12 protein-coding genes are annotated in these 11,900 nt (G+C 47.0%); all 12 read left to right on the top strand.

The annotated features are described in order from the left end of the window. Positions 1-9 precede the first annotated feature (9 nt). The 12 genes from rbfA to dapG all read left to right on the top strand — a co-directional run bounded on the left by rbfA (position 10) and on the right by dapG (position 11,873). Positions 10-363: a 30S ribosome-binding factor RbfA gene (rbfA, locus tag D5S11_RS04660; RefSeq protein WP_003154185.1), complete on the top strand. Its 354-nt coding sequence runs from the start codon at positions 10-12 to the stop codon at positions 361-363. Between the two features lie 84 nt (positions 364-447). Next, positions 448-1,377 carry a tRNA pseudouridine(55) synthase TruB gene (gene truB, locus D5S11_RS04655; protein ID WP_020955830.1) on the top strand — a complete coding sequence of 310 codons (930 nt, stop codon included), beginning with the start codon at positions 448-450 and terminating at the stop codon, positions 1,375-1,377. 19 nt (positions 1,378-1,396) lie between these two features. Then, positions 1,397-2,338: a bifunctional riboflavin kinase/FAD synthetase gene (ribF, locus tag D5S11_RS04650; protein WP_007409804.1), complete on the top strand. Its 942-nt coding sequence runs from the start codon at positions 1,397-1,399 to the stop codon at positions 2,336-2,338. Between the two features lie 165 nt (positions 2,339-2,503). After that, positions 2,504-2,773 (top strand): 30S ribosomal protein S15, encoded by a 270-nt coding sequence (rpsO, locus tag D5S11_RS04645; RefSeq protein WP_003154182.1) that lies wholly within the window; start codon positions 2,504-2,506, stop codon positions 2,771-2,773. A 173-nt stretch (positions 2,774-2,946) separates the two neighbouring features. Next, positions 2,947-5,070, top strand: coding sequence for a polyribonucleotide nucleotidyltransferase (gene pnp, locus D5S11_RS04640; RefSeq protein WP_007611468.1), 2,124 nt, complete (start codon positions 2,947-2,949; stop codon positions 5,068-5,070). A 112-nt stretch (positions 5,071-5,182) separates the two neighbouring features. Further along, positions 5,183-6,142, top strand: a complete 960-nt coding sequence (locus D5S11_RS04635; RefSeq protein WP_047935720.1) for a polysaccharide deacetylase family protein — start codon at positions 5,183-5,185, stop codon at positions 6,140-6,142. Positions 6,143-6,183: 41 nt separating this feature from the next. Continuing rightward, positions 6,184-7,419, top strand: a complete 1,236-nt coding sequence (locus tag D5S11_RS04630) for a M16 family metallopeptidase (RefSeq protein WP_012117570.1) — start codon at positions 6,184-6,186, stop codon at positions 7,417-7,419. 78 nt (positions 7,420-7,497) lie between these two features. After that, positions 7,498-7,755 carry a YlmC/YmxH family sporulation protein gene (locus D5S11_RS04625; RefSeq protein WP_003154176.1) on the top strand — a complete coding sequence of 86 codons (258 nt, stop codon included), beginning with the start codon at positions 7,498-7,500 and terminating at the stop codon, positions 7,753-7,755. A 156-nt stretch (positions 7,756-7,911) separates the two neighbouring features. Then, a complete protein-coding gene (gene dpaA / locus D5S11_RS04620; protein WP_007409808.1) occupies positions 7,912-8,802 on the top strand; it encodes a dipicolinic acid synthetase subunit A in 891 nt (296 codons plus the stop codon). A 2-nt stretch (positions 8,803-8,804) separates the two neighbouring features. Next, positions 8,805-9,395, top strand: coding sequence for a dipicolinate synthase subunit B (dpaB, locus tag D5S11_RS04615; protein ID WP_007409809.1), 591 nt, complete (start codon positions 8,805-8,807; stop codon positions 9,393-9,395). A gap of 134 nt (positions 9,396-9,529) precedes the next feature. After that, positions 9,530-10,570: an aspartate-semialdehyde dehydrogenase gene (gene asd / locus D5S11_RS04610; RefSeq protein ID WP_003154169.1), complete on the top strand. Its 1,041-nt coding sequence runs from the start codon at positions 9,530-9,532 to the stop codon at positions 10,568-10,570. A gap of 88 nt (positions 10,571-10,658) precedes the next feature. Further along, complete coding sequence (gene dapG / locus D5S11_RS04605; RefSeq protein ID WP_003154168.1) at positions 10,659-11,873, top strand: aspartate kinase; 1,215 nt, start codon at positions 10,659-10,661, stop codon at positions 11,871-11,873. Positions 11,874-11,900: the final 27 nt, after the last annotated feature.

The raw sequence follows: 11,900 nt of genomic DNA, 5'->3' as shown, positions 1-11,900 counted from the left end.
GTGATTGAATTGAGTATGAGAGCAAACCGTGTCGGCGAGCAGATGAAAAAAGAGCTCGGGGATATTATCAGCCGAAAGCTGAAAGACCCGAGAATCGGATTTCTCACTGTAACAGACGTACGTGTTTCAGGTGATTTACAAATAGCGAAGGTGTATATCTCCGTTCTCGGCGGAGAGAAAAAGAAAGAGGAGGCGCTGAAAGGGCTTGAGAAAGCGAAAGGATTTATCCGTTCCGAAATCGGCAGCCGAATCAGACTCCGCAAAACGCCTGAGCTTGAATTTGAATTTGATGAATCAATTGAGTACGGCAACCGTATTGAAACATTGATTCACGAACTGCATTCAGATAAACCGTCTGAATAACAAGGAAAGAGGATGGGCGAGTGTCGTCTGTCCTCTTTTCTGCGTTTTACGGGATACAATTGATAACAAAGGAGCGAAAGACATATGGTTAACGGAGTTCTCCTTTTACATAAACCGGTCGGCATGACTTCTCACGACTGTGTAATGAAAATAAGAAAACTGTTAAAAACAAAGAAAGTCGGACATACGGGAACGCTTGATCCGGAAGTGTCAGGCGTACTGCCGATCTGTGTCGGACGGGCCACAAAGATTGTTGAGTACGTCACCGACAAGTCAAAAACGTACGATGCTGAGATCACTCTCGGCTTCTCCACATCGACCGAAGACCAGACTGGAGAAACGGTCAGCGTAAAACCTGTCAAGGAGCCGCTGAAAGAAGCGGATATCAAAGCCGTTTTAGACGAACTGAAGGGACCGCAGGAGCAAGTGCCGCCGATGTATTCCGCTGTAAAGGTCAACGGGAAAAAGCTCTATGAATACGCCAGAGCCGGTATTGAAGTGGAGCGGCCGAAGCGGAATATCACGATTGAAGATATCGCGCTCACTTCCCCTGTCACTTATAAAGAAGACACAGCATCATTCCGCTTTACAGTCACGTGCTCAAAGGGCACTTACGTGAGAACATTGGCGGTGACAATCGGTGAAAAACTCGGCTATCCCGCGCATATGTCGCATCTCATCCGCACCGCTTCCGGCGATTTCAGCCTTGATGAGTGTTTCACGTTTGAGGAACTTGAACAGCAGGTTTCAGACGGAACGGTTGCAGAGCATGCCGTGCCGATCGATAGAGCGCTCAATCATTTGCCGAAATGGGTCATAAGTGATACATTAGCTAAGAAAGCTGAAAACGGGTCAGTGTTTGACATCCCGGCGGAATTTTCTGCAATGACAGCTGACGCCCGTATAGCGCTCTGTACTGAAGACGGAGAATGTGTGGCCATTTATATGCCGCATCCTTCAAAAAAAGGACTGCTGAAACCGGCTAAAGTGCTCATGCAAAAAAGCGAACAATAAGAAAAAAGGTGACCGTTCTGTGAAGACGATACATATTTCTCATCCGCATCATTTACAAAAAGAAGAGCAGCCGGCGTCTGTCATGGCGCTCGGCTACTTTGACGGCGTTCATTTGGGACACCGGAAAGTAATCGGAACAGCCAGACAAATAGCCGAAGAAAAAGGCCTGTCGCTGGCCGTTATGACGTTTCATCCCCACCCTTCCCATGTGTTGGGCAGGGACAAAGAGCCAAAGGATCTGATTACGCCGCTTGAAGATAAAATCAGCCAGATCGGGCGTTTAGGCGCTGATGTGCTGTATGTCGTAAAGTTTGATGAAGCGTTTGCGTCTCTGTCTCCAAAACAGTTTGCCGAGGAGTATATTTTAGGGTTAAACGCGCGGCACGCTGTGGGAGGCTTCGATTTTACGTACGGAAAATACGGAAAAGGCACGATGGAGACGCTGCCGGACGATTTAAACGGCAAGGCCGGATGCACGACTGTCGAGAAACAGACCGAGCAGGACAGAAAGATCAGCTCCACTTATATCCGGTCAGCGCTGCAGGATGGTGACGTTGAACTTGCGCACACTCTTCTCGGCCAGCCGTATTTTGTCCGGGGCACTGTGATTCACGGAGACAAAAGAGGTCGCACCATCGGTTTTCCGACCGCGAATGTCGGCCTGCACAACAGTTATATCGTGCCGCCGACAGGCGTGTATGCAGTGAAAGCCGAAATAAAAGGCGAGGTGTATGAAGGCGTCTGCAACATCGGCTACAAACCGACCTTTTATGAAAAGCGTCCCGATCAGCCGTCAATTGAAGTACATTTGTTTAATTTTCAACAGGATGTATACGGAGAAGACGTTAAAATCGAGTGGTACAAACGAATCCGAAGCGAACGGAAGTTTAACGGCATCGATGAACTGACGGCTCAGATCGGGAAAGACAAACAAGAAGCGATCCGTTTTTTCAGCAAATAACGGAAAAAACATCAAAAGTACACAAATTTTCTTCTAAAAGATTTGCATATGGGCGCGATTTTTAGTATCATATGTTTCGTAGTCTTAAAACCATTGCTTGGCAATCCGAAGTCACCGACGGTTGCTAGGTAACTGGGGCTAATTATGATATGGAGGTGAAACAGGATGGCAATTACTCAAGAGCGTAAAAATCAACTCATCAGTGAGTTCAAAACACACGAATCTGATACTGGATCTCCAGAAGTTCAGATCGCTATCCTAACAGACTCAATTAACAACTTGAACGAGCATTTGCGTACTCACAAGAAAGATCACCACTCACGTCGCGGTCTTCTTAAAATGGTAGGTAAACGTCGTAATCTTCTTACGTATCTGCGTAATAAAGACGTAACTCGTTACCGTGAGTTAATTAACAAACTAGGCTTACGTCGATAATCGTAAAAAGCGGGAGGATTCCCGCTTTTTTATCGTATTAAAGCGAAAAAAATAATGATAAAAAACAATGAAATCCTTTTACATACTACTTTGACATTGATATGTTCAATTCATTTCGTTCATAATAGGAGTAATTGATTATTTCACACATTAAGAGAGGAGCTCGTAATCGAATGGGACAAGAGAAACATGTCTTTACCATAGATTGGGCCGGCAGACAGCTTACAGTAGAAGCCGGCCAGCTTGCCAAACAGGCAAACGGCGCTGTCATGGTCCGCTACGGCGATACTGCAGTGCTCAGCACAGCAACCGCATCAAAAGAACCGAAACCGCTAGATTTTTTCCCGCTTACCGTTAACTATGAAGAAAGATTATATGCAGTAGGTAAAATTCCGGGCGGTTTTATTAAAAGAGAAGGCCGTCCAAGTGAAAAGGCCGTTTTAGCCAGCCGTCTGATTGACCGTCCGATCCGCCCGCTTTTCGCAGACGGATTCCGCAACGAAGTACAGGTCATCAGCATTGTCATGAGTGTTGATCAGGACTGCTCATCTGAAATGGCTGCAATGTTCGGTTCATCACTCGCTCTTTGCGTTTCCGATATCCCGTTTGAAGGCCCGATCGCGGGTGTGACGGTAGGCCGCATTGACGGGAAATTCGTCATCAATCCGACGGTTGACCAGCTTGAAAAAAGTGATATCAACCTCATCGTTGCAGGCACAAAAGACGCCATCAACATGGTGGAAGCCGGAGCGGATGAAGTTCCTGAAGAAATCATGCTTGAGGCGATTATGTTCGGTCACGAAGAAATTAAGCGCCTGATCGCATTCCAAGAAGAAATCGTCGCGGCAGTCGGCAAAGAGAAAACGGAAATCGAACTGTATGAAATTGACGAAGAGCTCAGCGAAAAAGTAAAAAGCCTTGCGGAGCCGGATCTTCTCAGCGCCATTCAGGTTCACGAAAAACATGCTCGCGAAGACGCGATCAATGAAGTGAAAAATGCAGTTGTCGCGAAATTCGAAGAAGAAGAGCATGATGAAGATACGATTAAAAAAGTGAAACAGACACTGTCTAAACTCGTGAAAAACGAAGTGCGCCGTTTGATCACAGAAGAAAAAGTCCGTCCGGACGGCCGCGGCGTTGATCAAATCCGCCCGCTTTCTTCAGAAGTCGGCCTTCTGCCGAGAACGCATGGCTCCGGGCTGTTTACGCGAGGACAGACGCAGGCGCTCAGCGTTTGTACATTAGGCGCCCTTGGGGACGTTCAGATTCTTGACGGTTTAGGCGTGGAAGAATCAAAACGCTTTATGCATCATTATAACTTCCCGCAGTTCAGCGTAGGGGAGACAGGCCCGATGCGCGGACCGGGACGCCGTGAGATCGGTCACGGTGCTCTTGGAGAGCGTGCGCTTGAGCCGGTCATTCCGAATGAAAAAGACTTCCCGTATACGGTCCGTCTCGTATCCGAAGTGCTTGAATCAAACGGTTCCACTTCACAGGCCAGCATTTGCGCGAGCACGCTTGCCATGATGGACGCAGGTGTTCCGATTAAAGCCCCTGTTGCGGGTATCGCGATGGGACTTGTGAAATCAGGCGAGTACTATACGGTATTAACGGATATTCAAGGGATGGAAGACGCCCTCGGTGACATGGATTTTAAAGTAGCCGGCACGGAAAAAGGCGTGACAGCGCTGCAAATGGACATTAAAATTGAAGGCCTTTCAAGAGAAATTCTTGAAGAAGCGCTTCAGCAGGCGAAAAAAGGAAGAATGGAAATCTTGAACAGCATGCTCAGCACGCTTGGTGAATCAAGAAAAGAACTTTCTCAATATGCGCCGAAAATTTTAACGATGAACATTAATCCGGATAAAATCCGTGACGTTATCGGACCGAGCGGTAAACAAATCAACAAAATCATTGAAGATACCGGTGTTAAAATTGACATTGAACAAGACGGCACCATCTTTATTTCTTCTACTGATGAAAGCAGCAACCAAAAAGCGAAAAAAATCATCGAAGATCTTGTCAGAGAAGTCGAAGTCGGCCAGCTTTACCTCGGTAAAGTCAAACGGATTGAGAAATTCGGCGCTTTCGTTGAAATCTTCAGCGGAAAAGACGGTCTCGTTCACATCTCTGAACTAGCGCTCGAACGGGTCGGCAAGGTTGAGGATGTTGTGAAAATCGGTGACGAAATCCTTGTGAAGGTAACTGAAATTGACAAACAGGGACGAGTGAATCTGTCGCGTAAAGCAGTGCTGCGCGAAGAGAAAGAAAAAGAACAGGAACAACAACAATCTTAAATGAAAACCTAACAAGGAGCCTGGGAGACCCGGCTTCTTTATTTTGAGAAAGACAACAGACGGGTTCTACCTTGTCCTCCTCATACATAATGTGTGAGGAGGGGGGAAGGACATGTTGAAAAAATTCGTGCCGTTTGCCGTTTTTTTATTTCTTTTTTTTGTTTCGTTTGAAATGTTAAAAAACCCGTATACAGTTGATTACATAGACGCAATGAAAAAAGACGCTGTAACTGTGTCAGCATCAAAAGATCCGCTCTATGAAGAATTACTGCAAAAAGCGTCAGAGTATGAAGTGAAGCCGCAAGACGCGCGGATTGATAAAATATGGAAGAGTATACCGGGATATAACGGTTTAAAAGTCAATGTGGAAAAATCCTATGAACAAATGAAAAAGGACGGAGAATTTCACGAAGACGGCCTTGTCTATGAGCAGGTAAAACCGAAAGTCCATCTTGATTCTCTCGCGCCCGAACCCATTTATAAAGGAAATCCCGACAAACCGATGGTCGCTTTCCTGATAAATGTCGCCTGGGGAAATGAATACGTGGAGCAAATGCTGCCTATTCTGAAGCAGCACCAGGTCAAAGCAACTTTCTTTCTTGAAGGGAAATGGCTGAAAAACAATCAGGAACTGGGGAAAAAAATAGCGGCAGACGGACATGAAATCGGAAATCATTCATACAATCACCCTGATATGAGCAAACTGACTTCAGGAAGCATTTCCGAACAGCTTGACAAAACCAATGCACAAATCAGCGAGACGCTAGGCATAAAGCCGAAATGGTTTGCGCCGCCAAGCGGCAGCTTCAGAAAAGCCGTGGTCGATCTTGCGGCGGAAAAAGGAATGGGCACCATCATGTGGACCGTGGACACCATTGACTGGCAAAAACCGTCTCCGGCTGTTTTACAAACAAGGGTGTTGAGCAAAATACATAATGGAGCCATGATTTTAATGCATCCGACTGATCCGACTGCGAAAAGCCTGGATACACTGATTGCAAAAATCAAAGAAAAAGGCTACGCGCTCGGCTCAGTGTCTGACTTAATGGATGAAAACAGGCTGATGAAGTAGCAGGCGGCAGTTTGCCTGTCTTTTGAATAGGAGGAACAGACTTGATAAAACGCTATACATGCCAAAACGGTGTAAGAGTTGTGCTTGAAAATAATCCAACGGTGCGGTCTGTGGCAATCGGTGTCTGGATCGGGACGGGGTCACGTCATGAAACGCCGGATACAAACGGTATTTCGCACTTTCTTGAGCATATGTTTTTTAAAGGAACAAATACCAGGTCCGCACGGGAAATCGCAGAATCCTTCGATCGGATAGGCGGCCAAGTGAATGCCTTCACTTCAAAAGAATATACGTGCTATTACGCCAAAGTGCTGGATGAGCATGCAAACTACGCACTTGATGTGCTGGCTGATATGTTCTTTCATTCTGCTTTTGACGAAGATGAGCTCAAAAAAGAAAAGAACGTCGTATATGAAGAAATCAAAATGTATGAAGACGCGCCGGATGACATTGTCCACGATCTGCTGAGCAAAGCGACATACGGCAATCATTCGCTCGGCTACCCGATTCTCGGGACGGAGGAAACGCTTTCGTCATTTAACGGCGATTCTCTCAGACAGCATATGGATGACTTTTACACGCCGGACCGCGTCGTCATTTCTGTCGCCGGAAATGTAACGGAACAATTCATTAAAGACGTGGAGAAATGGTTCGGTACATACGAAGCGAAGGGCAAAGCAAGCGGCATCAGCGAGCCTGAGTTTCATTATGAAAAGCTGACCAGAAAAAAAGACACCGAACAGGCGCATCTCTGTCTCGGTTTCAAAGGCCTGAAAGTCGGAGATCCGGACATTTACGATTTGATCGTCTTAAACAACGTGCTGGGCGGAAGCATGAGCAGCCGTCTTTTCCAGGATGTGCGCGAAGATAAAGGACTGGCCTATTCTGTATACAGCTATCACAGTTCCTATGAAGACAGCGGTATGCTGACGATTTACGGAGGCACCGGCGCGAATCAGCTCGGACTTCTGTCTGAAACCATTCAGGAAACGTTATCGGTTCTAAAACGTGACGGTATCACCCCGAAAGAGCTGGAAAACAGCAAAGAGCAAATGAAGGGGAGCTTAATGCTCAGCTTAGAGAGCACAAACAGCAAAATGAGCCGGAACGGGAAAAACGAACTCCTGCTCGGAAAGCATAAGACCATGGATGAAATTATCACTGAATTAAATGCGGTCAGCCTGGAAAGCGTCAACGGCCTCAGCCGCCGCTTATTTACGGATGATTACGCACTATCGCTCATCAGCCCGACCGGCAATATGCCGGCCTCGTCTTAATCGGAAAAGCAGTCTGCCTCTATACGGGGCAGGCATTTTTTTTTGCTCCGGGTCATATAGTACAAGGGGGTGGCTATCATGAGGCTCAGTGAACTTTCAGGTAAAGAAATTGTGGACATTAAACGGGCAGAGCGGCTCGGCGTGCTCGGCCAGACCGATTTGGAAATTAATGAACAGGACGGACAAATTACCGCGCTGTTGATACCGACGGTAAAATGGTTCGGATTGCGAAAACAAGGCCACGACATCCGCGTCCCCTGGAATCATATCCAAAAAATCGGATCAGACATGATCATTTTAGACGTTCCGGGGGAGATCACGCCTCCCGAAGAGTAGATCTTATTCATTTTTTGCAAGCACCGGCTCATACAGCCGGTGCTTTTTTCATGAAAAAGACGCTGTACATTCACCGCCCTTTCTCTTTGCACATACGATGAAGAGGAGGATGACACTTAAAAGATCCAGTAACTGTAAAGAAGGTGAACGTTTCAGATGTTAACCGGATTGACAATTGCGATCATTGGCGGTGACGCAAGACAGCTTGAGATTATAAGAAAGCTGACAGAACAGCATGCCGATATTTATCTTGCAGGGTTTGACCAATTGGATGACGGTTTTACAGGAACCGTCAAATGCAAAATCGATGAGATTCCCTTTCAAAAAATAGACAGTATCATCCTGCCCGTATCGGCAACGACCGGAGAAGGCGTTGTTTCCACGGTTTTTTCAAATGAAGAAGTGGTATTAAAGCAGAGCTATCTTGAGCGGACACCGGAGCATTGCGTCATTTATTCAGGCATCTCCAACGCGTATCTTGAGGGGATCGCCAGCGAAGCCGGCCGCAAACTTGTGAAATTATTTGAACGGGACGATATCGCGATATTCAACTCGATTCCCACTGTTGAAGGAACAATCATGATGGCGATTCAGCATACGGATTATACCATTCACGGATCAAATGTCGCCGTTCTCGGCATGGGGCGCACCGGTATGACGATCGCCCGGACGTTTGCGGCGTTAGGGGCGAAGGTAAAAGTGGGCGCGCGGAGTTCGGCTCATTTGGCCCGTATAACGGAAATGGGGCTTTCTCCTTTTCAACTTGAAGAGCTTACTGAACATGTAAATGATATTGATATCTGCATTAACACCGTACCGAGCTTGATTCTGAATCAAAGCGTTTTATCGCGCATGACGCCGAAGACCTTGATTTTGGATTTAGCATCCCGTCCGGGCGGAACGGATTTCAAATATGCTGAAAAACAAGGCATTAAAGCGCTGCTTGCTCCGGGTCTTCCGGGAATTGTGGCCCCGAAAACAGCCGGACAGATTATTGCGAACGTATTGAGCAAGCTTTTGGCAGACTTAAAGAAAGAGGGGAAATAACCATGTCTCTGAAAGGGAAAAGAATCGGATTCGGATTAACCGGCTCGCATTGCACATATGAGGAAGTTTTTCCGCAAATAGAGGCGCTTATCAGTCAAGGAGCTGAAGTCCGGCCGGTCGTGACATCAACCGTTCAATCGACCGATACCCGCTTTGGGGAGGGGGGAGATTGGGTCAGAAAAATTGAAGAAGCAACAGGCTTTGAGGCGATTGATTCCATCGTAAAAGCGGAGCCTCTCGGGCCGAAACTTCCGCTCGACTGCATGGTCATCGCCCCTTTAACCGGAAATTCAATGAGCAAACTCGCAAATGCGATGACTGACAGCCCCGTCCTTATGGCTGCGAAAGCCACGATCCGCAACGGCCGCCCGGTCGTGCTCGGAATTTCGACAAACGACGGACTCGGTTTAAACGGAACGAATTTAATGAGGCTGATGTCCGCAAAAAACATATATTTCATCCCGTTCGGCCAGGACGACCACGTGAAAAAACCGACATCGCTCGTCGCCAGAATGGATCTCCTTCCGATTACGGTAGAAAAAGCTCTTTTGCACCAGCAAGTTCAGCCGGTGCTCGTACACCATCATGAATAAAAAATCATGATGACAGAAAATCATTCCGGAATAAAAAAATTCGGTCAATCCGTGACTATTCTATGGTAAAATAAAACGTAAAATGCAAAGTCAATTCAACAAATGATGCTTAATTGGCGGAAGGAGTTTTACAGATGGGAAGAGGATTACACGTAGCAGTTGTCGGAGCGACGGGAGCCGTAGGACAGCAAATGCTGAAAACACTGGAAGACAGAAACTTTGAAATCGAAACACTCACACTACTATCCTCAAAGCGTTCTGCTGGTACGAAAGTAACGTTTAAAGGCGAAGAATATACAGTGCAGGAAGCTGTTCCTGAAAGCTTCGAAGGCGTTCATATCGCGTTATTCAGCGCCGGCGGAAGCGTATCACAAAGCTTGGCGCCTGAGGCTGTAAAACGGGGAGCCATCGTGATTGACAATACCAGCGCATTCCGGATGGACGAAAATACACCGCTCGTGGTGCCTGAGGTGAACGAAGGTGATCTGCACAAACATAACGGCATTATCGCCAACCCTAACTGTTCAACGATTCAGATGGTGGCTGCGCTTGAACCGATCCGCAAAGCGTACGGTTTGAAAAAAGTCATTGTATCTACTTACCAAGCTGTGTCCGGGGCCGGCAATGAAGCGGCGAAGGAATTGTACAGCCAGACAAAGGCGATTTTAAACAATGAACCTGCAGAACCGTCCATTATGCCGGTTAAAGGCGACAAAAAGCATTATCAAATCGCATTTAACGCCATTCCGCAAATTGATAAATTCCAAGATAACGGCTATACGTTTGAGGAAATGAAAATGATTAATGAAACGAAAAAAATCATGCATATGCCGAAGCTGGAAGTGGCTGCGACATGTGTCAGACTGCCGATTGAAACAGGGCACTCAGAATCTGTTTACATTGAGCTTGACCGTGATGACGCAACCGTTGAAGATATTAAACAGCTTTTAAAAGAAGCTCCGGGTGTTACGCTTCAGGATGATCCGGCGGAGCAGCTTTACCCGATGCCTGCTGATTGCGTCGGCAAACGCGATGTATTTGTAGGAAGAATCCGTAAAGATTTGGACAGAGCAAACGGTTTTCATTTGTGGGTTGTTTCTGATAACCTGTTAAAAGGCGCCGCTTGGAACTCAGTTCAAATCGCGGAAAGCCTGCAAAAACTGAACCTCGTATAAAACAAACGTATTTTCTATAGGCGAACAGAAGAGAGTAAGGCTCTGCCTGCTCTCTTCTGTTACGTCAGACTAATTTGGAGTGAAAATAGTGAAGATCATTGTTCAAAAATTCGGCGGAACATCCGTAAAAGATGACAAAGGCCGCAAGCTTGCGCTAGCACACATTAAAGATGCCATCAGTGAAGGTTATAAAGTTGTTGTTGTCGTATCGGCGATGGGAAGAAAAGGAGACCCGTACGCGACAGATTCTTTAATCGGGCTCCTTTACGGCAGCCAGTCCGACATTTCTCCGAGAGAGCAGGATATGCTTCTGTCTTGCGGAGAAACGATTTCGTCCGTTGTTTTTTCCAGCATGCTGAAGGAAAACGGCATAAAAGCCGCAGCTTTAACAGGAGCCCAGGCCGGCTTTTTAACCAATGCCCAGCATACTGACGCCAAAATTATAGAAATGAAAACAGAGCGGCTTTTCGCTGCACTCGCCAGCCATGACGCTGTCGTTGTCGCGGGATTTCAGGGAGCGACTGAAAAAGGCGACACGACGACGATCGGCAGAGGAGGAAGCGATACTTCAGCAGCGGCGCTCGGCGCGGCGGTAGATGCTGAGTTTATCGACATTTTTACGGACGTGGAAGGCGTTATGACAGCCGATCCGAGAATCGTGGAAAATGCTAAGCCGCTTCCGAACGTCACATATACGGAAATCTGCAACCTTGCCTATCAAGGCGCGAAAGTCATTCATCCGCGCGCGGTGGAAATCGCCATGCAGGCAAAGGTGCCGATCCGCGTGCGCTCCACTTATTCAAAAGACAAAGGCACTTTGGTGACGTCCCATCATTCGTCTAACATCGGCAGCGATGTATTCGAACGGCTGATCACGGGGATCGCCCATGTGAAAGATGTGACGCAATTTAAGGTTCCCGCCAAAATGGGGCAATACAACGTTCAGACTGAAGTCTTTAAAGCAATGGCAAATGCCGGAATCAGCGTAGATTTCTTTAACATTACGCCGAGTGAAATCGTATATACCGTAGCCGGCAGTAAAACGGAAGCCGCGCGCAGCATTTTGGCTGAATTAGGATATGAGCCGACAGTGACGGAAAGCTGTGCGAAAGTGTCAGCGGTCGGCGCCGGAATAATGGGTGTTCCGGGTGTCACGTCTAAAATCGTCTCCGCACTTTCTGATAAAGGCATTCCGATTCTGCAATCTGCCGACAGCCATACGACGATCTGGGTGCTCGTTCATGAAAAAGATATGGTAACGGCCGTAAATGCGCTGCATGAAGTGTTTGAACTTTCAAAGTAAATGTGATTGAATCATGATGAGGTGAAA

Origin of the sequence: Bacillus sp. L75 (genome assembly GCF_003676355.1) — a bacterium.
Taxonomy (GTDB): Bacteria; Bacillota; Bacilli; order Bacillales; family Bacillaceae; genus Bacillus; species Bacillus velezensis.
The sequence above is the reverse complement of the archived record's forward strand: the minus strand, read 5'-3'. Positions and strand labels throughout refer to the sequence as shown.